Here is a 23,175-nt window from a genome sequence, read left to right on the forward strand (position 1 = left end):
ACCCATCGAAACCGACAGTAGCGGTGCTTCTTTCGCTTCCTGTGTTCCTGATCCTGTTGTTCGTGGTGCTGATCGGCGCGGTACCCACATCGACGTGTGCCGGCGCGTTGTCGGGGAGTGGATTGCAGGGTGCGACCGGTGCCTCGATCGACGGACTGACCGAAGCGCAACTGCAGCTGGCTCGCAACGGCGTCGCGATCGGCAAGCAACGCGGCGAGCCGGACACGGTCATCCTCGCCGAACTGGCGGCCCAGGCGACCGAGTCGACTCTGCGCAATCTGGCGAACCCGGCGGTACCGGAATCGTTGAAGTACAGCAACGACGGGCTCGGACACGACGGCGACTCAGTAGGCCCACACCAGCTTCGCGTCAGCGTCTGGGGATCGGTCGGGATCGCGACGCTGATGAACCCGATCTACCAAATCAACTGGTTCTACGACCAGGCCGACCGAATCACCAACCGCGACCGGATGTCACCCGCCGACCTGGCACAGGCCGTCGAGGTAGCCAAAGTCAACGCCTACGCGGGACAACTGGATCTCGCCCGACGGCTCTACACGCAATTCGCGAACATCGACCCGGCATCGATGCCGGCAGCGCAGGCCGGGCAACCAGCGACAGGATGCGGATCGAACGGAGCTGGTGCCCCGCTGCCCGCTGGAACCAGCGAATTCGGCGCAGCGATCGTCCGGGCTGCGGAGAAATGGATCGGCACACCGTACGTGTGGGGCGGTGGCGACCAAGCCGGGCCGACCGACGGCGGATTCGACTGTTCCGGGCTGACGCTCTACGCCATCTATCAGGTATCCGGCGGCCGACTGCGGCTGCCGCACTTCACCCAGGCCCAGCAAGATCACCCCGACGCGCAAGTCGTGCCCTTCGACCAGCGCCAGCCCGGAGACCTGATCTTCTTCACCTCGCCGGGCGAGACCAGTTCTCACCACGTCGCCATCTACTACGGCCGCAACAACCAAGACCAGGACCTGGTCCTGCACGCACCGCAGAGCGGGCAGACCGTCACCATCGCGCCGCTGTGGGGCGGCGATCACCTCGACGTCCGCCGCTACTCGCTCCCAGCCGACTCCGCCACCAGCGAAGGGAAAAGCCTGTGACAGAAGACAACACACATCGATCCAGCGGACCCGACCGCGGCGAAGGTGAGCAGTCCGGGTCTGGGCCCGCCGACCCGGCAGACGGCAACCCGATCGTTCGGGGAGGGAAGATCACAACGCCCGAAGATCGAATGGCGGCCCTTGCTGCCCGGGGACCGTATCTGGTGCTCTGGACCGCGGCAACGCTGCGAACGTTCACGGTGTGCCGGCCGGACAGAACGGTCGTCTGGCATTCTCGATTCCACGCCGATCTGGTCATCGACAACGAAGTCGAGGCAGCGAAAGTGGGGGCACTACAGGCAATCTGGATCGCAGCACGGGCGCGTGAGGAGTGGGGCGCGGACGTCGCCACGCTGCGGCTCACCGTGGCGCGGGCCGGCATCGACCGAAGTGCCGTCGACGCCGCGGCGATCGGTAGCGGGCTGATTCTGGATCTCGCCGTCGACACGATCGGGAACCCCGCGCTGGGCCACCCGCCCGAACGCTGGGTCAACTGGTGGACCCGTGATCTGGGCACGCTCATTCACAATCCCCAGGGGCTGACATGATGCCCGGGACCGCTGGCAGGGTGGCGGTCACCGCAGGTGGATGCATTCTTCTCGTTGCGGTCGAGGCGTGCGGACAGAGCCCATTCGCCGACCATGAATCAGGCGATCTGCCCTGTACAGCAAGACCTTTCGATCCGCCTTTCGATCACGTGGATCCGTGCTGCGCGGAGCAGGTCGCCGTTGCCGCGGTGGAAACGACATTCACCTACCGGCCCAACGAACAGGCCGACCAGAGCTCTTCGTTCAAGGCGGCGGCACCGCTGATGAACGTCGAACTCGCCGCTCGCTCGGGGACCAGCGGTACGGTCCTGACCCCGGTCACCGGTTCCCAATGGCAACGGTGGCGCAGCCTGGGCATCTCGGTCGTCCCCTCGGCGCGGCTCGGTGAGGACGACCACCCGATCGATACCCAGACCACGTTCACGAGGGTAGCCGCCGTCACCCTGCATCCCGGAGACGAGACCGAAACGATTCTGCTTGCAGCCTTCGTACGGGCCAGTCGACCGGATTCCTCAGCAGGATGGCGCATTTCGGCATTGGAGGTCAGGACGTGAGCGGCGGCGGCGACCCGGTCGAGGAGAGCGGGCAGGCGGTCCGGACCGGGTTCGTGCAAGCCATGCAAACCGCGGCGATGACGATGAACCTGCTGCAACGCCGCGGCGTCGAATCGCGATCGGCCGCGGAGTTCGAGCGCCGTGCTGAGGAAGCTGACACCCGGCTGCAGCAGAACCGGGAGGTCCATGACCTGAAGGTGGCCGGCTATCAGACTCGCCACACCAACGAGTCCGAACTCCACACGCTCGAAACACAGTTCAAGACACGCCAGATCGAACGCGCCGAAGAACTGCACATCCTGGAACGCCGGATCAAGGAGCGGATCATCGAACGCGGCGACGCCGACCTGGACCGCCGCACCGCAGACAGCGCGGCCGAACGCGCGAACAAGGATGAACTCCATCAACTCCAGCGCCAGAATCTGATCAACCGCGGCGCCTGGGAAGAACAACGCCACGACCTCGACGTCGAGTACAAGCAGCTGCTCATCGAGATCCGCCGTCGCGCAGCAGGTTTCACCGAGACCCTCAACGCCCAGGACCGCGACGACGCGGCCGGATGGCGTTCGGCCGCGGCCTACGCCGCCGCCCACAGCACCGCCGATCTGTCCGAGAAACACCGCTCGCATGCCGACGCCTTCGACGAGCGACTCACCGAAGACACCGGCGTGAGCGCGACCGACATCCTCGACGCACAGCCAGACGATATCGGTCCGGGTACCGAGATGACCCCTGCGGTATTGCAGGCGACTCGCGGCCTGACCGACGAACTGAACTTCTACATCGTCGTCAACCACGCCGCGCAACCCGACACCAACAGTCCGGCCGACGAGATCGTGGACGGCAGCGTGATCGGAGCAGCGATCGAGGCGGCCGACGTCATCGATGTCGAGGTCGTCGAAGAACCCGGTGCGGACCCTGACCCGTTCATGCCGCCCGAGGTGACGGCACCGCCGCCGACAGCGCCGGACCAGGGGATCGAGCCATGAGCACGAGTCCAAGGGCCGCGCGCCAGCCGTATGCGAGGACGTCGTCGATCGGGAGCAGGCGATGAGCAAGCCGACCCGGATGCAGATGAAAGTCCTCAAGGCCGTTCACGGTCAGGCCGCGATGGCGCGCGTGATGCGCGATCGCGCGAAGGCCCGGCAGCAGGCGACAGGCAGCCCGCCGCCGAGTTCGTGGTATGAGGATTTCCACGGACATGCGCTGCTGCGTCAACAACTCGAAAATGCCACTGCAGCAGCGGCGATCCCGACGGCGTGGGTCGAGCAGTGCCGCCATCGTGGTGATCTCGGGATGCGGTGGCGAGCCGATGTGCACTGGCGTGCTCCGGAGCGGGTCGACCGAGAACGGTCGTTGGCCGAGCTCGAACAGCAGGTCCGGTATGTACAGGGGATGGCGGCTGTGGCTGCCATGTACGGGGAGCGTGGCGCGGGCGCCGAGGTCGGCACCGCGCAACTGTTCGACCGCAAGTTGCGAGTGCTGGCCCAGCATGCCCGCGCCATGGCCAGCGTGCTCGACCTCTCGGCCGAGGAAGCCGATCGGCTGTGGGGAGAACGGACCTGGGCATCGGCCACCGCAGCTGTGCGGGATCTCGATGCCGCCGCGCTGGTGAAGCGGTGGCGGGCCCACGCTAGTGCCGACACGACCGATTTCGCCCTTCAGGTCAAAGCGCTCGGTGAGGCCGGCGTGCCACCGGAGCGCGGCGTGTGGGAGCGGCTGACTCCGGCCCACATGATCGAGGAGGTCCGAACACGGCTATCAGCGACTGCGGACGAGCCGGGGGCGGATCCGCAACCCGGCGCGCGGATCGGTGCAGCGATCGACGCCGCGGGAATCCGTAGCGACGCGAGCACCTCGCTCGAACTCGACACAATGCCGGCGCCTGCCCCGGCGGCCGAAACAACGCCGGGAATCGAACCATGAACGAGCCTCCAGGCCAGATCCACACGGCGCCAGCAGAACTGGCTGCTCCGAGCGCCGCGCAGAAGGTGCTGTTGCGGGAGATTCAGAACACCGCCAAACAGTGCGCGGACATGCTCGAGGCCCACCGCATCGTCGGTGAGGTCACCGGCACCCTCGCACCCCAATCCTTCTACTCCGTCTATCAGCGTCACGTGGAACGTGGCCGGGAACTGGAGGCCATCGCGCGGGCCGGTGGCGTTCCGGCGAACTGGATCACGCACGTGCGCGGCAAGGGCGAACAATCGATCAGCTGGCACGATGCCCGCAAGTACTGGCCGCCCCCGCAGCCTGTCGACCGCGACGCGTTGATCGCCGCGCTGGGCGCGGAGGCGCGGGCATTGCAGACCGCGCTCGCGGTCGCGGCCACCGGCAGGATTTTCGGTGCCAGCGGTGAACGGCTCTGGCCTGTCGGTCAGTTGAGCCGCGTGATGGCCGCGTCCTGGGAACGCATCGCCGGTGTCGGGTTGCTGCTCGATCCCAGCGCGGCCGAACGAGAACAAATCTGGCCGAGCGGCCCTGACTGGGCATACACCACCGTCGCCGCGGTACACGACTGGGACGACCGATCGCTCGAGAACTGGCGTGACACCGAATTCAGCAGGCATGCAACGGCTTCAGAGCAACCAGCGCATCTCCCGGACCTGGCCGGGTTGGCGTTGACCGACCACGAGCTGATCGTGGCGCCCTTGTCGGAGTTGGCCGACCTCGCAGGGGCCGCGCACCGCAGCCTGGGCCACCCCACCGAGCAGCTCGGCGCCGACAGGCCCGTCCACGCCGGCCAGATCACATCGGCGCCTGGGCAGGTCATCGCTGACGCCGTCGCTGCGGCGGCCCTGGATCAGCAACGGCTCGCGGCTTCGGGGCTCGACGAGATCGCCACACCGTCAGGTGAGTGTGTGCGCCCATCGCTGGAAACGCAGGGACCGCAACCCTGACTTTCCCGGGCGCTCTGGGGTGATCGATCGATGAAAACCATTGCATTGCATGGCAGTACAAGTCGAGAGGACTTCTCATGACCGAACCGAATCCGCCTACGGCGATGGCGGGGGAGCCGCGCTGGCGGCTGCGTTTGCTCGATCGGATTCAGAACCTGGCCGCCGATCGTGTGCGTGTTCTTCAACAGGGATATCAGATCACCGGCATGAACGGGGATGCTCCCGTGTTGGCGTGGCGGACCCAGCTGCACCTGCTGGCCGACGCCCGTGCAGAGGTGGAAGCCCACGCTCGCGCGGTGGGCATCGCCGACGCGCACATCGAGGATGCCCGGTTGTTGGGGAACCGAGGGTTTCGCGTGTATTCCGATGCGCATGCCGGAAATCCGGTGCGCGACAAGATGATCGACGGTGTCGTCGGCGACACCTGGCAGCTGCAGCATATGGCCGCCATCCACATGGCCGGTGCGCTGCGGCCCGGTCCCATCGGCGCCGGGCCGGATTCGCTGGTGGCCGCTCAATTCGAACGCAACATGGCGGCGGTGTGGATGCGCGCGACCGCGGTCTCGCACGCCATCAGCTTGACCGCCGAGGAATACGCGGGAATGTGGGCCACCGACGTACAGGGCTGGCAGCGGGTGCTGGCAGCCACTGTCGACACCTACGACCACGCGGGGTTGGAAGAACGCTGGCGAATCTACGCCTGGCCCGGTCTGGCCGAGGAAGCGCACCGAGACCTGCGCGCGCTCGGCATCGACCCCGCCGAGGCGTTCGCTCCTGATCCTATTCCTCTGCCGCACACCATGTATGAGCAGGCGTCGGCCGCGATCGACGCCGCCGACCATACCGTCATGGCCCAAGTGATCGATCATGCCATCGACACGGCCCTGCCCACCGAGGCCGAACTGGCATGGACCACCGAACCAGCCGACCTTTCCGGCGGATCGCCGCCACCTGCGGATCCCGCCCTGGGAGTCGAGCCATGAGCCGAGGCACCCCGCACCGGGCCACACCGCCTGCGAACGCAGGAGGTCGGAAGCGATGACGGAGCCGAACCCGCAACCCCGCGGGCGGGAGATCCCCGCGGACCAGATCGCGCTGCTGCAACGCATCCAAGGGCTGGCACTGCACAGCGGCCGGTTGCTGCAGGCGATGTACGAAGGCGGCGGTGACGCACGAACATCGATGCGGGCGATCGCCGAAATCAATGCCCTCGACCGTGACCGGGATCTGACCGAGATCAAGGCCCGCGCCGCGGGTGTCCCGGCCGAATGGATCGATCGAGTCCGAACTCTGGGGCAACGCGGTTACCCGTGGCGCGCCGATCAACCCTTGCCCGATCCCGCACCCCGCGCGTGGCGGCGCACGATCCGGCGGGTCGCCGACGACGTCGAACAGCTCAAGGACATGGCTGCCGTCCACACCGCCTACCTGCACACCCGACCCGTCGGTGAGCCTGTCTCGGAGATGGAGCAGGCGGTGACGCAGCAGTTGCATCGCAACATGGCCGCGTTGTGGATGCGTGCCGGACGTACTGCCGAATCGATCGGCATGAGCGCAGGTGAACGGGCCGTGTTGTGGAAGGTGGCTCCCGAGGAGTGGGCGCAGCGGGTAGGCCACTACCTCGGCGGTGAGGACCTGGGTGAGCTCCACACGCGGTGGCGCCGATACGGCGATGCTGCCATCGCGACCGCTGCCCGCAAGTCCCTGGGCAAGTTGAGGCGCGCGGGCGAACACGGCCCCGATATTCCGCTGCCGGACATGCCGATGCGCCCGCGTCAGATGCTGCACGAAGCCCACGCCACCATCACCGACCTCGACTCCCCGGGCAGCGCGGAGAACACCGCAATCACCACCGCCGTCGAGGCCGCACTGCCCGAGGACCTGCCGGCCGACTGGTCCACCCAGGACCACCCACTGCCCGGCACGCCTGGGCACGGGAGCGAGCCACACGTGAACAGTGAGCTCGAGCCATGACATCCGTGATGCGAATTATGTTGTCGTGGAACATATGTGGTGGCGTGGGGTGGTCGCGTTGACCGGCCCCGATCGGGAGCCGCCGGCCGTGGCGATCGAACGGTGGAAGATCGATCTGCTCCAGCAGGTCCACGACTTCGCCGCGGAGTTCCGGCGGATCGACGCTCTCGGGCCCCAAGGCTACGACGGCACCGACGGCGACGGCACGAAGGATTGGCTCGATCACCTCGACGCGTTGTCCGCTGCGCGGGAAGCCACCGAACGCATCGCACTCTCGGCGGGGGTCCCGCAACCCTGGATCGAACGAGCCCGCACCGTCGGTGCCGAATACTCGCCGACACCCGCACCGGACATGTCCCTGGAGCCGGTGGGCGAAGCCAAACAGTTTTATCTCGACATGCTCAGCGTCGAGGTGTGGAACCTGCAGCGCATGGCGTATGTGGCCGCCGCCCGGGAACTCCGTACCCGCGAGGGCGCCTACGAATTCGGGACAGACCCGGTCTCCGGCACCGAATACCGCAACAACATGCACCTGTTGCACCTGCGGGTGCAGGCACTGGCCGACGCCGCGCAACTGAACCATCACGACGCCGAGAAGCTGTGGGGTGCAACGGAAACCGCTGGACTGCGGCAGGTGACAGCGGTCGCGGTGAACAGCTGGGACAACTTGACCCTGGAATTCGCGTGGCGGCAGTACACGCGACCCAACCCCGCTTCCGCGGTCCCGCCCTACCTCAGTGGTGACGAACACGCCCGACGTCGGCTCGCGCGCAGCGCCGTGAGCCCACCGACGCCTGAGCAGCTCATCGCCGACGCCGCGCACGCGTTGCGCGAGCACCCCTTCCAGCCGCCGACCCCACACTGGGACATCGAAATCGCCGTCGACCTGGCGCTACCGGCCGAAGTCGACTGGCATTGGGGTCCCCAACCGCCTGGGCCCGACACCGCCGCGGGTCACACCCCACCTACGCCCGGACCCGAACCCTGACCCGGCCATCTCCTGCACACAGGTGACCATGCGCACCGCATGAGGACACCGCAGGATATCGGACTCGTGGTGGCGCTGGCGCCGACCACTGCGAGAACTACTCAGCAACTTCTCCGCGAGGGACATTAGGCGACCGCGAAGGCGGAAACATGGTGTCCGACAAATACTTCGACAATTCTGCTGACGAGCCAGCATCTGGAAAGCTCCCACGCACGTCCGGATCGGCCTGGCCCTTACGTGCACAGGACCCGACCCCGACGACTACGCCCGCGGGGGATCCGTTGGCGGCTGTGCGTCGGATGTATGGATCGAAATTCGATGTGCCCCAAGCCTTGCGCGAGGGCGCGATCGCTCACCGATTCGGCGCCGACGACATCGACGCCATCCGCGCCGCGAAACTCAAAGCCGTCCAGAACGCCGCATTCCTGCGCGCGGCATGGATGACCAACGCCGTCGCCAACGATCTCGACATCGGCGATCCCCGACCCCGCTGGGCGATGTTCGTCAACGGGATCGCCGAAGACCTGCACGCGGCACGCATCGACGCCGCGCAGGCAGGAATCGATTCCGCCGATATCGAGCATGCCGACAAGGTCGGTGCCAGCGGACTCGCCTGGGAACAGCAGCCCGCTCACCGGCTGCTGGGCCGTCTCGAAGACCTCAGCCACGAGCTGTATCACCTCGGCAGCCACAACGCCGAACAAGCCGAACGGATCCGACACCTCACCCAGCGGCTGGACACCGCCGAGGCCGCTATCGACGCCCTCGGCGACACCGTTGCCCAGCAGGAGGTCTCGCTACGCGAACTGCTGGGCGAAGTCGTCGACCACCACTGGAACACCAGCCGCCCCGAGGTGGTGCCCGCGCCGGGATCGCTGGCGAGGTTGCGTGAGGCCAACACGATCCTCGCCGCCGCCAACACCGTCGACGCCCTCGACCTACCGCAACCTCGAGACAGCGGCCCGCCGGGCGCCGACATCGGTACAGCGGTCGAGGTCGCCATGGCAGGCACCGATCCACCAACCAGCGAGGATCCGGCCCTCCAGGCGCCACCGGTCACCCCACAGCCTTCTGTCACGACCGAATCGGAGCTCGAGCCATGACCTGGATCGCTGAACCGGTCGGGTACGCCAATCCCGCCTACTACTTCGATTCGGCCGACGGCATCGAACGGCAACTGCGTGCCGATTTCGCCAAGTACTACCAGTTGCGCGAGATCGCACCGTTCGGTGATACACCGGATGACACCGCGGAAATGACCCAGCGTGCAGACGATCTCGCGACGCGGTGGGGACGCCACGAATCACCGAAACGCCGCCGGATGTGGGAGACGCTGCAGGCCGCGGTGATGGGCTGGGAAGTCCGCCCCGACCTCGCGCGCCGCAACTTCGACCAACTCGCCCTCGCGCGCCAGGCCGGGGATCTCACCGTCGACGACGCCCTGTGGCGCAGCCTTGCGCAGGCCCGCGCGATCACCGGCCACGGCACCGATCTCCCCGTCACCGGTTCCGCCCAGGACGCGGTGCACCGATTCCCGAATCTCGAGCTCGAGCCCGCACTCACCGACCACACGCACCGAGCCGGACCCGAATCCGATTCGCGCACGGCCGTGGAGCGCACCCTCGGCGCACCCCGTGAACAGTCCGCCGACTCGAAAATTGCCAGCCTCGAACAGATCCGAGACATCATCGCCGCCACCGACGTGGCTCTCGGAATCGAAGAAGACGCCGGTGATCTCGATACCGGCCGTGACGCCCGCGCAATGCTGCTGCCCAAGGCTGTGCGTGAGGCGCCGATCAGCTACAACTACACCCAATCCGAGGTGTGGGAGCTACGCCAGGCCGCGCTGCTGCGCGAGGTCCAAGACCTCGCCTGCGAACACAGCAGCGCGGCCGACGCCTTCGACGGACACGACGATCAAGCCCGCATCACCAGACTCGAAGCCTTACGCGACGGGCTGGCCTCGGCGCGCCGGGACGCGCTGCGCGCCGGCGTGCCCGCCCCCGATGTCGACCGCGCCTATGTCCTCGGCCGCGACGGCACCTACTGGAGCACCGAACCCTCCCACCCGCGTCTGGGCCGCATCGCGCAACTATCCGACGAACGCGACCGCGCCCGCGCCGAGGCCGCCGCCCTACGCAGCCGACAAACCAGCCCGCCACAGCACCCCGACGTCATCATGCAGCCATCCTCTGAAACAACCAATGGCACAACAGTTTCCACCGACTCCCCAAACCCGATATCCGCTGAGGGCGGCGCTCGCATCGTCGAAGCCATCGACGCCGTTCTCGCCGACACGGACGCCGAGAACTGGACCGAAACCGACCCCGCCACGCACGACCCCACCACATCGAGCGCGGAGATCGAGCTCGGGGTGCAGCCATGAAACCGACTGCACAGCAACCGATCCCACCGCATCTGACGCGTGAAGCGAGGTCGGTGTCATGCCGGTGAGAGAGACTCGTCGCCGCAAGACCGGCGGCCTCGGCGAGGAAGCATGGCTGCTACTACTGTTCCTCGCCGGCGTCTTCATTGCCGTTCTCGGCTGGGCCGCTTTGTGCGCCGGGAGCTGGCTTGCAGGACTGCCGGTAACGGCGAATCCGGTCGCCGCGCTGCTCGAAATTGCTCTCGGGCGACGGACCTGGCCGTGGCAATCCACCTGCGTCGCCATCGTTTTCACTGGCAGCGCGATTGTCGGAGCCCTCTCGATTCGGAGACGGGTGCCCGAGCGTGCCGGCCTCGACTCAGCCGCGCGAACGATGGCCCCACCACGCGCCATCACGCTCGCCCGAGCTCGAGACAACCGCACTGCCGCGACCCGCCTGCTCAAGGACGCGCCCGCCGACATACGCTGGCGCCCGGGGCCGCCGTTGGGACGCACCGTGATCGGCGATGTCGACCTGTTCGTGCCCGCCGAGCTGGGGGTGTTCATCGCCGCCGGCCAACGCACCGGCAAAACCATGGCCTGGGCCATCCCCGGGCTGCTCTCGGCCTGGGGACCAGCGCTGGCCACCAGCAACAAACCAGACCTATACCGGCACACCAGATTCGGGCGCGCGCAGCGCGGCCGCGTGTGGCTGTGTGACCTGCAAGCCGTCACCGGACGCGCGGAATGCGAGTTCTGGGTCGACCTGCTCGCCCAGGTCAACAGCCTGCCCTCCGCACGGAAACTGGCAGCCTTCTTCGTCAGCGGATCCTCGGGCTCCGCAGCCCAGCAAGCCAACGCCAAGGTCGATTCGTATTTCGATGGTGGTGCGCAGGAACTGCTAGCCCTGTACCTGTTCGCTGCGGCGTGTGTCAGCGGCGATCTGCTGCATGTCGCCGAATGGCTCTCCGGAGACCAAGACCAAGCACCCGCGTTGATCCTGCGTCACCATGGCCACCATCGGCCCGCGCAGCGGATTCTCGACGCGCAAAGCCTCTACGCCCGCCAACGAGATGGGTTGTACGACATGGGCAGACGATTCCTCAACGTGCTCAGCGACGCCGACTACGCCCGCATGATCACCCCACCGGCCCGCAAACTCTTCGCCGTCTACGAGGGCGAAGACACCATCGTCATCGACATCGCCCACGAGCCCGCCACCCACGCACTGCCGGAATTCAAACCCGCCCACTTCGTCCACAGCAATGACACGCTCTACGCGCTGTCGATGACCGGCCCCGACTCCGCCGGCCCGCTGACCGCCGCGCTGGTAGGGCAGATCCTCGAAGCCGCCCTCGCCGTGGCACGTTCACGGTTGGACGGCCGGCTGGCGGTGCCGCTGCTGGCGGTCCTCGACGAAGCCGCGAACTGCGCCCGCATCGGAGAATTGCCCAGCTACTACACCTACTGCGGCGGCTGCGGCATCATCCTCATGACCATCATCCAAGTCCTCGAACAAGGCGAAGACCTCTGGGGCGTCAACGGCGTGAAAACCATGCGCGCCCAATCGATCGAACTCTACGGCGGCAACATCGCCGCCGTAAACTACCTCGAGGAATGGTCGAAAATGATCGACGAACACGACGTCGCCGACCGCTCCCGCTCCATCGGCCCCGGCGGAGTCAACCACACCGTGTCATGGCGTGCCGAGCCGATCCTCAACGTCGCCAAACTCGGCGCACTACCCAAAACCCGCGCCCTGATCCGGCTGCCGGGCCACGAACCGATCCTCGTGCGCAAGATCTTCTGGTGGGACCACCCAGAATTCGCGCCGATCGTCCACGCCTCCCTGGCCGAGTTCGAGCCCACCGTTTCACTGGTGAAACAGCCGCGAACACCCAGCGAGAACGGACGGCAAGGAGGTACCCCACAGTGACCACGACTTCGTCCGGGCCGGCCTCATCTCAGAGCGGATCCGGTAAGAAGGCGCCCAAGCCCCCCGCATTTCCCGACTTCGTCACATTCGGTGAGAAATGGCTGTTCCCGTTCGTCACCGTCCGGCTGGCCGAAGCCAACCGAGAACAGACATACACGTGGTGCACGCAATGGTGGCGACACCGACCGATCGCGGTACGAATCGCTCACTTGCACAGCGCATTCGAGGCATCGCGGCGCAGTCAGTCGGGCGGGTCGATCTCCGCGTTCCTGCTGAGCCATATCGACGCACACATGAGAGTCATTCTCGATGCCGCCAACGGGCCCCTGCACCGGTGCACTCGATCCAAACATACCGTGCTGCAATCGCTTTCCGCTGACCCGGTTCCCCTGGGATGGTTCGGGACTACGCGTCGACCACCGGATGCGAACGGCTCCGCCGGTGACCGCAAAACCAAACCGCCACGGTTCACCCACTACTCCGACTTCGTGAACCAGTGGCTACTGCCGGTGACTGCCGTGCGTGTGGCCGCGAATCATCGTGAAGGTCAGTACACCTGGTGTCGCCAATGGTGGGCACATCACGGCGTAGCGGTTCGGTTCGCCGCCCTGCACGCGGTGTTCGAAGCGGCCCGGGTCACCGAGGACGGGACTGCCATGAGCACCCTGTTCGTCTCACACATCGACCCCCATCTGCGAATAGTCCTCGATGCAGCACAAGGCCCGCTACACCGCTGTACCCCGGACAGGCACGTCCCCCAGCCGGGTCTGCCCGCTGCGCCGGTGCCCACCGGATGGTTCGACACCATGGGCAGATCGACAGCGGTCGAGGAACTCGGCTTCGGGCCGGACTTCCGGCTACTCCGGAACAGCAACAGCCTGTGAATACCGGGCACAAGCGAAGTCTGGCAGGCGCTCCGAGAATGACCTGTCCGGGCCTGCCCAGACGTGCTGCGGACGGATTAAACCGGCGGCTGGTTACCTATTCGCGAGGAGTGGTGCTCGCTTATGCTCAGCTGCCGACCACCGCGCGAGCTGGGACGTCCTGAGGCGAATAGCGCTGCATCCCAACATTTCTGATGTCACATGCCGGGGTGGGGTATATCGAGGCGCTGTTCTCACCCTGGTCGAGCATCTGATTGCACACATAGTCAGCCGTCCCACGCCATAACTGGCCGTTGACACCGCGCAACCCACAAAATCCAAGCACCCCTCAATTGGTTTCGGTTCGGCTCCGTTCGCCGACCCAAGCGGCTATCTGGGCGCGTGAGGTGAATCCGAGTTTGGTGAGGATGTGTTCGACGTGTCCCTCGGCGGTGCGCTGGGAGATGCTCAGACGGGCGGCGATGGCCCGGTTGGACAGACCTTCGGCGACGAGGTCGGCCACCTCCCGCTCCCGTGTGGTCAGCTCCGTTCGGTGATCCGGACCGGGAGCGGGGGCCCGTGGTTGTTGGCTCAGGGCGTAGCCGATCGCGGCGTCGAGATCCAGCGTGGCGCCTTCGTGGTAGGCGGCCTCGAATGCTGGCCCGCCGAGCGAGTGACGGGCGGCTCGCTCACTGTCCTCATGGTGGACCGCCAGATTGGGGAACAGCACCGCAGAGGTGCCCGTCGAATGGGACAGTGCATGCGAGGCACCCAGCAACACGGCGGTGCGGTGCGCGCTGTCCTGGGTTCCCGCAATCCATGCGAGTGTTTCCAGGGCTATCGCCGCCATGTACGGGTCTTTCTGCTGCCTGATCAGCTGAAGCCCCTGCCGCAGCAGCCGCAGGGCTCGGTCGCCATCACCCTGACGCCACGCGGCGACCGCTGTGGCCCACAGGGCGTATGACCGATGCACGGAATCGCCGTGGGATTCGATGATCGCGAGGGCCTTCTCGTGGTATGAGATCGCCGCTGCGCTGTCCTCCTGTAGGTCATGCGCCCATCCGAGCGCGAAGAGCGCCCAGACCTGCCCATACACATCGCCCTGGGCAGCAAACGACTCGAGCGCGGTTTCCATGGGGGTGCATGCGCGGGCAGGGTCGCCGCCGCAGAGAGCGTAGAGGGCTTGGGTGAGCTCTGCGTACGCGTGCACGATCGGCTGGTCGGTCGTTGCGGCGAGCGTCTGCGCCTGCCTGACAAGTACGGACGCTGCGGTGTGGTCACCTTGGGATTCGGCCGCCATCGTGGTGCGCCACACCGCCTTGGCGCGTGCCGCGGTGGCGGTCGCGGGCCGCTTGGCGAGGGCGAGGTCGAGCCAGTGCCGTGCCTCACTGGCTTGGCCGCGGGAGAACCAGAATGGTTGCAGCGCTGCCGCTATCGACAACGCGGCGTCGGATTCCGCTTCGGTGTCGGTCAGGCAGAAGTCCAGCGCCTCGCGTAGGTTGGGTTGTTCGCGGTCGAGGCGGGCGATCCAGTCGAGTTGGCGGGGGCTGATCCAGTCGGCGTCGGCGTCCAGGGCGAGCTGTCGATACCAGTCCCGATGTCGGCGCCGTAATTCCGTGTACTCGCCAGCTTCATGGAGTTTGTCGCGGCCGTAGTCGCGGACCGTCTCGAGCAGCCGGAACCGTACCACGGAGTCCGACTCCTCCCGGATCAAGATGGATTTGTCGACCAGGGCGGTCATCACGTCGAGAAGCTCCTCCCCTTCGAGGTCGTCTTGGCACACTTGTTCGGCGGCGTCGAGTTCGACGCTGCCGGCGAATACCGACAGCTGTTCCCATACGTGTTGTTCGGCCGGGGTGCACAGCGAGTAACTCCAGTCGATGCACGCGCGCAGGGTCTGTTGACGGCTGGGCGCGTTGCGGCTGCGGCGGGTGAGCAATGTGTAGCGGTCGGTGAGCCGCTGCAGGATCTGTTCGGGTGACAGTGCCCGCAGCCGGGCCGCCGCCAGCTCGATCGCCAGCGGCAGTCCGTCGAGGTGGCGGCAGATCTCGGTCACGGTGGCGAGGTTGTCCTCGGTAAGCGCGAAGCCTGGGACTGCGGCGCTAGCCCGTTCGGCGAACAGCGTGACCGCGTCGTAGCGGGGCGCAGACCGCAGCGACGCTTGCTGATTGGGGTCGGGGACGGTCAGCGGCTGCACTCGAAGCACGGATTCCCCGCCGATGCCGAGAGGCTCGCGGCTGGTGGTGAGGATCCGCAGTGTCGGGCACGCCCGAAGCAACTTCTCGGCGACCTTTGCTGCCGCATCTACGATCTGTTCGCAATTGTCGAGAACCAGTAGCAGCTGCCGCGGCGCCAGATAGCTGATCAGCACGTCGATCACTGGCAGCCCCTGCGGGCGCAAACCCATAGCAGCGGCGATCACCCCAGGCAGTAGGGCGCCGTCGTGGAGCTCACCGAGCTCGACCAGCCACACCCCGTCAGGGAAGTCCCGTTTCGCACCGGCCGCCACCTGTGACGCCAGTCGGGTCTTGCCGACCCCGCCGATCCCGGTCAAGGTCACCAGCCGGGAGCTCACTAGCAGCCTCTTGGCCTCGGTCAATTCGGTGCGGCGGCCGATGAAGCTCGTCAATTCGAGGGGAAAGGACGCCTTTCCGGTGAACGACGAACCGAGCGGCTGGGGTTCTCGCACCAGCGAGCGGCCGGCGGTCAGCGGAAGCAAGGGAACCGGGGTGCTTTCTTGCGGCTCGGCACCTGCGTCGGCCCGCACCGCCATTTCGTCGATCGGCAGCCCGCGCCCAGCCTGCAATTGCTGCAGTTGCTCGCCCAAGGTCGCCGCGGAGGGCCGCTGCTCAGGAGTGCGGGCCATGGCCTGTTCGATCACCGCCGAGAGGTCCTCGTCGATGCCGTGCTCGCGCAGATTCGGGGTCGGTTGTGTGGTGATTCGCAGGAACTGGGCGACGACCTGTTCGCCGCTCCGTCGCTCGAACGCCGCGTGCCCGGTCAGCGTGGCGAACAAGGTGGCGCCGAGTCCGTAGACGTCCGCCGCGGGGGTGGGTGCCTCGCCTGCCAGGACCTCCGGCGCGGTGAACGCCGGCGAACCGGTGACCGTGCCGGTGGCGGTGTGGAATCCGTCGGGGATGCGTGCGATGCCGAAGTGGTCAGTGTCGGTTCACCGTAGTCGGTGATCAGGATGTTGCTCGGTTTGACGTCGCGGTGCAGGATGCCGAGCCGGTGCGCAGTGGCGAGGGCCCCGGCCAGCTTCACCCCCAGCCGGAGCGTTTCCTCCGATGACAGCGGACCGTGGCGGCGGATCCTGGTGTCGAGGGAGTCCTCCGGATAGTAGGGTATGACCAGGTAGGGCAGACCGGAGGTGGTGGTGCCGACCTCCAGCACTCCCACGATGTTCGGGTGCCCGGTCAGCCGGCCCATCGCCTGCTGCTCTCGGACGAACCGCTCTCGGTTGCTCTCGTCAAGGTCTGCGGTGAGCACCTTGACCGCCACCATCCGGTCCAAGGTGACCTGGCTGCACCGGTACACCACACCGAACCCGCCGCGCCCGATCTCTTCGGCGTCGGCGAATCCGGCTGCCACCAGCTGCGCTGTGACCTCGGGGATCACGTCGCGTTGAGTTTTCAGCGGGTCGATGTCGCCCATGCGCGGTCCTGCTCCGTGACGTACGCCCCAGGATATCCCGCCGTTCACCGTGGTTGCTGGGTCCATCGTCGGATCCAAGATCCGGCACCCGAATTACCTAACCACCGCTGCCTGATGCGGCACTGGCTCAGCTCGTGCACAAGTTCGCGCAGATCATGGCCAACCGGCGTGGCGCCGAAATCGACTGCTGGATCAAGCAGGTCCGCGCGGCCGGCCTCATCGAGCTGGAAACCGTTCCTCACCAGTGTCGACCAGGACCACGATGCCGTCGGCGGGCCCGACCCTGCCTTACAACAGCGGCCCGATCGAAGGCGTCAACACGAAAACCAAACTGATCAAACGACAACTGTATGGCCGATCGGGATTCGACTTACTCCGGCACCGCATCCTGTTGGCCTCACCACGCCGGTGTCATCACCACCGAAGTGCGACAGAGCGTTATCCCGACACTCGGGGCAGTCGCCACCCTGATTCATCGTGGCCTACAAACTGTCGAATGTTGGGCCCGTGTGCTGGGTGCCGCTGCCAGGCAGTGTCATATCGTTGACGGATTGCATGATTAGGGACTCGACCAACGTGAGGAGGAGGTTCTTGGCTGATTCCCGGCGGCGTGCATCGCAAAGCATGATCGGTACCTGGTACGGGAGATCCAGTGCGGTGCGTACTTCCTCTGGGGTGTAAATCGGTGCGCCGTCGAAGCAGTTGGTGCCGACGACGAAGGGAAGCCCGCGTCGTTCAAAATAGTCGACAGAAGCAAAGCAGGACTTGAGGCGTCGAGCGTCGGCGAGAACGACGGCCCCCAGCGCTCCCTGTGACAGCTCGTCCCACAGGAACCGGTATCGGTTCTGGCCTGGAGCACCGAACAGGTACAGCACCAGTTCGCTGTCGATGGTGATGCGGCCGAAATCCAGAGCGACTGTTGTGGTTGTCTTCCCGTCAATTCCGGTGAGATGGTCGACACCCGTGCTGGCGTCGGTCATCAACTCCTCGGTACGGAGCGGGGGTATCTCGCTTATAGACGAGACCATCGTCGTTTTTCCGACACCGAAGCCCCCTGCAATGAGAATTTTCGCTGAACGTAGGGGTGGTAGCTGGTTGGTGACCGTGTCAGAGATTGCGAATGCCATTCAGGACCTCGTGCAGAAGGTTCACGTCGTGAGCGACAGCGTCCGGCGCGGGCGCGCGCCGGTAGGTGAGAAACCCCTGGTCGATCAGGTCACAGATCAGTATTTTTGTGACGATCAGGGGGAGGCGCAGGTGCGCCGCGACTTCTGCAACCGACAGCGGCTGGCTACATATGTGCAGGATGTCGTTGTGCTCGGGTCCAAGCCGGTCGGTGCCGACATGCTGGCGCGCGGCCACGACGAGCGTGATTATGTCGAGTTCATGGCGGACCCCGCCACTGCGCCCGCCGACTACAGCGTACGGGCGCACCAGCGGACCGCCGTCGTCCTCGAACCAAGATTCGCGGGCGGGGGTCATGGCCGTAAGTCGACACGTTTCGGCTGGCTATGCCGCGAGGTGGTAGCCAGATACCCCCCGACCCGTTGCACAGTTTGGTTCGTTTCGTAGGCAACCATTCCCATGTTCGCCGACTCGTCCGCCCACAGCGCGAGACAGGCATTGGGCCCCCCAGCGGTAACAAACAATATGGCCGCATCGAGTTCTACAACCGCCTGGCGGACAGTACCTCCGGCGAAATGGCTTCCCGCGCTGCGTGCAAGGCCGTATAGCGCCGAAGCGAGAGCGCAGAAGTGTTCGGCATCGTCCCGCTGCATACTGCTGCACCGCGCCATCAGTAGTCCGTCGGCCGACAGCAGGACGGCTTTTCGAACACCAGGTAGGCGATGGACGAGTTCGTCGAGCAGCCAGTCAAGATCGGTCGAAGCCGGCGTCGTCATGTGTTCCTTCTCGATCGTATTCGGTGGTGTCGTGCCCGGCGCGACGTCCTTGGACGGTGCCGGTCGCGATTGCTGACATCAGGTCACGTGCTTGCTCGGCCGTCCGTATCCTGGCGGCCGGAGAGTTATGTGGTTCGAGAGTGACAGTCGAGTTAGCAAGTTGTGGTGATAGGTGCTCCTGGCGTTGGCGCCGCGGGAGTGGTGGTCGGCCGTCCTCCGCCCGTCCTGGGGGACCTGCCAAAGCAGCTGATATTGCAGGCAATTCGTGAGCCACAGGCAGTGGTGCTCTTTGCGGTGGCTCGGGCACAGTCGAGGGTCGCGCTGTCGGGGAGTGAGTGAAGTCTGCCGAGCTGTTCTTGTGGGATGGGACGGCCTGCGGCGACGGTGCACTAGATCCGGGTGATCGCCATTGGTCTGCGTTCGGGATCTCGCTGGGCGTCAGCAGCGTGTCATCCACAGCCAGGAGGGTTCTCGGTATGAGGACGACGGCTTTGATACCGCCGTAATCGGATTCGGCCAAGCGAACCTTGATTCCGTTTCTGAACGCAAGTGCTGAGACGACGATGAGCCCGAGCCTCGAATCGCTCGACAGCTGAAGCAACCCGAAATCCGGTGTGTCGCTGAGGAGTTTATTGATGCGAACCATCTCATCGTCGGGCATGCCCAGGCCTTGGTCGACGATCTCCACGACGGCGCCGCGGCCGACAACGTTACCCGATGCTTCGACGCGGGAGCTCGGCGGGGAAAACGAAGTGGCGTTGTCGAGTAGCTCGGCCAGGAGATGGATAACATCAGCGACGACGGCACCGTTGATGCGGACGTCGGGCAATCGTGTCGCGTCGATTCGTGCGTAATCGTGCGTCTCAGCAATCGCGCTGCGGACGATGTCCAGCAGCGGCACAGGGTTTCGCCACTGTCGGCCTGGCCGTTCTCCACCTAGGATGATCAGGTTCTCGGCATTGCGCCGCTCACGGGTGGCGAGGTGGTCGAGCTGGAACAGCAGACTCATCAACACAGGGTTTTCTTCCTGGGCCTCAGCAGAGTCGAGCACTTCAAGCTGCCGGTGTGCCATGAGTTGGCTGCGATGGGCGAGGTTCAGAAATACGGCGTTGACGGCTTCCCGAGTCTTGGCTTCAGTCACCGCAGCCGAGACCGCTGCTCGTTGCGCAGTATCGAATGCCTTTGCTACCTCGCCGATCTCGTCGTGATCGAGGTCGAGAACCGGAAGCGCCGATTCAAGGTCGACATGCTCACCGGCGCGAATACGCGTCATGATCTCGGGCAGCTGGTCCTCGGCCAGGCTGAGGGTCTGCGCGCGAAGCCGATTGAGTCGTCGAGCAAGGCGATTGGCGAGCCACAGGGTGAACAGGAAGGCAGCGAGTGTGACCACCAGGGCAGTTCCGCCGACGAGTATCGCGGTGTTTGTCGTGCTTCTGGCGATGTCGGCGGCGCGTCGCTGCGTGCCTTCGTAGTGACTGCGCCACAGTTTGCGGAGGCCGTCGATTGCCGTTCCCGAATCCTGCTGCAGGATAGTCGGGTTAGCCAGTGGCTGGGTCGTCCGGTCGGTGCGAGCGGTGTCGGCGTTCTTGCCGGTCTGATCGGGAACGCTTCCGGCACGGTCGATCAAGGAATTCTCGAACACCGACAGTCGTAGCCACGCTGGGGTGGACGTGAGGGCGGAGATCTCTCCGCGTAGCTGCGTGTCATCGCTGCCGTGCGCGAGAGCGTCGAGTTCAGTGTGGTAGGCCCCGGCCTGGTGAATGAATTCGTGCAGTGAACCGCTGTCGAATCCATCTTCGGTAGTTACCGTATCGGCTAGTGCATATGCTGCGGACATGGCGTCCGCCGCGCGGAATAGAGACGCAGTGTTGGCAGCGGCGACAGCGCTGCCAGCATCAGGAGCATGGCTAGCCATGATCGCAATAGCTGCGGCTCCGGTTCCGGCTAGCCGCGTGTAGACCTCGTAGGCGTCATTGATGGTCGCTGTATCGGCCTCGGCTCGCAGGCGCAGGTCCGCCAATTGGCGGAAGTCGTATCCCACCTCGCGGCCGAACTGTTCAAAGGTTCCTGGCACGACTTCGCTGAGCGAGGCCACTGTGGTCATCAGAGCTTGGCCCGAGTCGTCCACGCGTTGACGCTGGGTCCGGAGCAGGGTCTCGTCGAAGGGACGGTGCGCGACACGGAGCATTGTGAGTCGGCGCTCCTGCAAGATTGCCTCGTTGAAACTCACGGCGTACGGAGCGGACCGCAAGATCAGGTCGGCCAGTGCACGATCCTGCCGAGCCTGCCAAATCAACTGACTCACAACACCGGTCACCGAAACGACCAGCACCAGGCTCGGTATCAACGCGATGGCAAGGATGCGGCTACGGACCTTGGTCTTGGGAATCAGTCCGAGGAGGCGTCGTTTTGCGGTGCCGACCGTCATCTTTTCGCTAGCGGGGCGAAGCTGTACTCGACGTGTCATCGGAAGTGCCTCTCGGCGCGCACATCGGGTACGACGCGACCGATCGAGACGAGCGTCCGGAATGCGGCTCGCTTGTGATCGCAGGAGTCGGCTTGGCATCTCCGATGTAGTCGCATCACGGAGTGGGCCTCGTCGGGAGTTAGCGACGCCGCCGGCGAATGGTCATAGCAGTCGACCTGGGCGCTGGGCGGCATCGAGTGAAGCTCGCCGGTGAGTAGGTGACGATTTCGGAACCGCGGACGTGGACGGTCGTGCGCAGAGCGCAGAGTCATGGCGAGTCCAATGACATACGTGCCGATAAGGACGAGGTAGACAAGGATCAGTACGTTCATTGCATTTCCGTATCGACGTCCGATAAGTGAGGCCGGTTAAGGACACCGACCGATGGGTCAGTGCCCATAACCGGGGCGGATTTGGGGATGTACACGACTGTTTTTCGGTGAGCGTCGCTCACCGCGGGTGAGTGGATCGTGGCGTCGGTTCGCAGGAGCGGGGCTGTCTGCGGGGATTCGGCGCTACCCGGTGGGGACGGGATCGCTCGGCACAGAGTCGGCCGGGAGCGACGACGGGCTGTGGCGCCTGACCACGCCGAGCCCTACCAGGGCGAGCCCCAGCGCGAGCAACATCGCGGGGGCGACGATCGAGACGACGTAAAGCAGACGCGCTGTTGATGCGGCAGTGTCGGCCGCGGACTTGATCGACTCTTGAGTGAGGTTCACCCTCATCGCCAGGACAGGCATGAGGCTGATCGTCTTGCCGCTGGTCGAAATGTTCGCAATGATTTCCTGGTCAATCGACCCGTCTGCAGGGGTACCGAGGGTCTTGTCGGCGGCGAGCGCCAACTTTGAGGCGACGGTGTACTGGACCGGCACAGGGTCGGGCAACGCAGCGATGATCTCGGGCGTGACTTTGGCGAGTACGTCGGCGGGCAGCGCTGGGGCGAGCTGTGCCAGTTGAGCTTTCGGTAACGCGGCAGGCAATGTACTCAGTAGGGCTTGGTCGGCGAGCGGTCCGGAGGCGTCAGCGGTATAGGTCAGGACGTCGCGGCCGGCGACTGTGGCTGATCCGGTGTGAGTGAGTGGAACGCTCGTGCGCGTTGCCGAATCGTAGAGCTGGTAGTGGGCATCCGGATCTGGATGGATTGGTAGGCCGATCGTCAGCCCGTTGTGCGGCTCGACCGCGGGTTCGCTGGAGTCAGGGGCCGTGTCCAAGGTCTTACGGTCGAGAGCATAGATGTGGTTGCTCTGGACGGGTGCGCCACCGGGTGTGTGGACCATGAAGTCGTCGTGAGCAATGGCGATTGCGCCCTTGGTGGAAGAGACGTAGCTATGACGGTCGATAGCCACCGGGACGTTCTTCGCAATCACGTTCGCAAGATCGCCGGACTGCAGCGCGGCTGCATTGAGAAGCGTACCCGTGCCTGTGTAGTGGTTGGTGACGTTGAGATTGCTGGGCAACTTCGATATCGATGGGACCAGTGCGAGCTGGATCCCGGCGGCCAGCCCGAGTGCTAGCACTCCGAGTGCTATCAGAATGAGCGAAGATCTGCGAATCGCCATCGTAGGTATCTCCTAGTGTTCGACGCTGAACGTTGTTGAGCAGCAAAGGTTTGACGGGTCGATTGAGGGCTGTCGATCAGCAACGCGAGGCGACTTGTCAGGAGGGGCGCGGCTGGGAGACTGGCCGCCGATGGATGCTGGGGAACCGGCAGCGGATCGGATGTGAATTGGTGACCATCATGTGTGAGAGTGGACACAGCACTCTTGTGCGCTAAGCCCCATGGATGGTCCTGGAATTGCGCTCTGAGACACAGGGTCTGGCAACACTGCCGCGAAGCGGGTTCAGTGATTCTGTGCGACGAAGGATCTGAGAGGGCAACGGTACGACCAGTGCCACTATCAGGAAGCCATAGT

18 protein-coding genes and 1 pseudogene are annotated in these 23,175 nt (G+C 65.3%); 13 read left to right on the forward strand and 6 right to left on the reverse strand.

The features are described 5' to 3' along the window. Nucleotides 1–41 precede the first annotated feature (41 nt). The 13 genes from ACWEQQ_RS28320 to ACWEQQ_RS28380 all read left to right on the forward strand — a co-directional run bounded on the left by ACWEQQ_RS28320 (nt 42) and on the right by ACWEQQ_RS28380 (nt 13,261). A complete protein-coding gene (locus ACWEQQ_RS28320) occupies nt 42–1,112 on the forward strand; it encodes a C40 family peptidase (protein WP_452350379.1) in 1,071 nt (356 codons plus the stop codon). A 131-nt stretch (nt 1,113–1,243) separates the two neighbouring features. Next, the gene (locus ACWEQQ_RS28325) at nt 1,244–1,660 is read left to right on the forward strand and encodes a hypothetical protein (protein ID WP_452350380.1); all 417 of its coding nucleotides are present in this window, start codon (nt 1,244–1,246) and stop codon (nt 1,658–1,660) included. A 20-nt stretch (nt 1,661–1,680) separates the two neighbouring features. Then, the gene (locus ACWEQQ_RS28330; protein ID WP_452350381.1) at nt 1,681–2,214 is read left to right on the forward strand and encodes a hypothetical protein; all 534 of its coding nucleotides are present in this window, start codon (nt 1,681–1,683) and stop codon (nt 2,212–2,214) included. Then, a complete protein-coding gene (locus ACWEQQ_RS28335) occupies nt 2,211–3,203 on the forward strand; it encodes a hypothetical protein (protein ID WP_452350382.1) in 993 nt (330 codons plus the stop codon). The genes ACWEQQ_RS28330 and ACWEQQ_RS28335 overlap by 4 nt, the downstream gene beginning before the upstream one ends. Before the next feature lie 61 nt (nt 3,204–3,264). Then, nucleotides 3,265–4,140: a hypothetical protein gene (locus tag ACWEQQ_RS28340; RefSeq protein WP_452350383.1), complete on the forward strand. Its 876-nt coding sequence runs from the start codon at nt 3,265–3,267 to the stop codon at nt 4,138–4,140. Continuing rightward, the gene (locus ACWEQQ_RS28345; protein ID WP_452350384.1) at nt 4,137–5,114 is read left to right on the forward strand and encodes a hypothetical protein; all 978 of its coding nucleotides are present in this window, start codon (nt 4,137–4,139) and stop codon (nt 5,112–5,114) included. The genes ACWEQQ_RS28340 and ACWEQQ_RS28345 overlap by 4 nt, the downstream gene beginning before the upstream one ends. A 77-nt stretch (nt 5,115–5,191) precedes the next feature. Further along, nucleotides 5,192–6,097 (forward strand): hypothetical protein, encoded by a 906-nt coding sequence (locus ACWEQQ_RS28350; RefSeq protein WP_452350385.1) that lies wholly within the window; start codon nt 5,192–5,194, stop codon nt 6,095–6,097. A 55-nt stretch (nt 6,098–6,152) separates the two neighbouring features. Next, nucleotides 6,153–7,088: a hypothetical protein gene (locus tag ACWEQQ_RS28355; RefSeq protein WP_452350386.1), complete on the forward strand. Its 936-nt coding sequence runs from the start codon at nt 6,153–6,155 to the stop codon at nt 7,086–7,088. 25 nt (nt 7,089–7,113) lie between these two features. Next, nucleotides 7,114–8,076, forward strand: a complete 963-nt coding sequence (locus tag ACWEQQ_RS28360) for a hypothetical protein (protein ID WP_452350387.1) — start codon at nt 7,114–7,116, stop codon at nt 8,074–8,076. Nucleotides 8,077–8,396: 320 nt separating this feature from the next. Further along, on the forward strand, nt 8,397–9,179 hold the full coding sequence (locus ACWEQQ_RS28365; protein ID WP_452350388.1) for a hypothetical protein: 783 nt from the start codon (nt 8,397–8,399) through the stop codon (nt 9,177–9,179). Next, nucleotides 9,176–10,462, forward strand: coding sequence for a hypothetical protein (locus ACWEQQ_RS28370; protein ID WP_452350389.1), 1,287 nt, complete (start codon nt 9,176–9,178; stop codon nt 10,460–10,462). The genes ACWEQQ_RS28365 and ACWEQQ_RS28370 overlap by 4 nt, the downstream gene beginning before the upstream one ends. Before the next feature lie 58 nt (nt 10,463–10,520). Beyond that, nucleotides 10,521–12,377 carry a type IV secretory system conjugative DNA transfer family protein gene (locus ACWEQQ_RS28375; protein WP_452350390.1) on the forward strand — a complete coding sequence of 619 codons (1,857 nt, stop codon included), beginning with the start codon at nt 10,521–10,523 and terminating at the stop codon, nt 12,375–12,377. Beyond that, on the forward strand, nt 12,374–13,261 hold the full coding sequence (locus ACWEQQ_RS28380) for a DUF4913 domain-containing protein (protein WP_452350391.1): 888 nt from the start codon (nt 12,374–12,376) through the stop codon (nt 13,259–13,261). The genes ACWEQQ_RS28375 and ACWEQQ_RS28380 overlap by 4 nt, the downstream gene beginning before the upstream one ends. Before the next feature lie 328 nt (nt 13,262–13,589). Here the strand turns inward: ACWEQQ_RS28380 and ACWEQQ_RS28385 are convergent. The 6 genes and pseudogenes from ACWEQQ_RS28385 to ACWEQQ_RS28410 form a co-directional block, all read right to left on the reverse strand. Then, nucleotides 13,590–16,894: pseudogene (locus ACWEQQ_RS28385) on the reverse strand (protein kinase domain-containing protein). 482 nt (nt 16,895–17,376) lie between these two features. Continuing rightward, nucleotides 17,377–18,021 (reverse strand): GTP-binding protein, encoded by a 645-nt coding sequence (locus ACWEQQ_RS28390; protein WP_452350392.1) that lies wholly within the window; start codon nt 18,019–18,021, stop codon nt 17,377–17,379. Beyond that, the gene (locus ACWEQQ_RS28395; RefSeq protein WP_452350393.1) at nt 18,002–18,376 is read right to left on the reverse strand and encodes a DUF742 domain-containing protein; all 375 of its coding nucleotides are present in this window, start codon (nt 18,374–18,376) and stop codon (nt 18,002–18,004) included. Before ACWEQQ_RS28395 ends, ACWEQQ_RS28390 begins: the two co-directional genes overlap by 20 nt. Next, the gene (locus tag ACWEQQ_RS28400; RefSeq protein ID WP_452350394.1) at nt 18,373–18,795 is read right to left on the reverse strand and encodes a roadblock/LC7 domain-containing protein; all 423 of its coding nucleotides are present in this window, start codon (nt 18,793–18,795) and stop codon (nt 18,373–18,375) included. The genes ACWEQQ_RS28395 and ACWEQQ_RS28400 overlap by 4 nt, the downstream gene beginning before the upstream one ends. Then, nucleotides 18,767–21,223 carry a nitrate- and nitrite sensing domain-containing protein gene (locus ACWEQQ_RS28405; RefSeq protein ID WP_452350395.1) on the reverse strand — a complete coding sequence of 819 codons (2,457 nt, stop codon included), beginning with the start codon at nt 21,221–21,223 and terminating at the stop codon, nt 18,767–18,769. Before ACWEQQ_RS28405 ends, ACWEQQ_RS28400 begins: the two co-directional genes overlap by 29 nt. Nucleotides 21,224–21,777: 554 nt before the next feature. After that, nucleotides 21,778–22,821 (reverse strand): porin PorA family protein, encoded by a 1,044-nt coding sequence (locus ACWEQQ_RS28410; protein WP_452350396.1) that lies wholly within the window; start codon nt 22,819–22,821, stop codon nt 21,778–21,780. Between the last annotated feature and the right edge of the window lie 354 nt (nt 22,822–23,175).

It is taken from the genome of Nocardia sp. NPDC004123 (genome assembly GCF_053603795.1).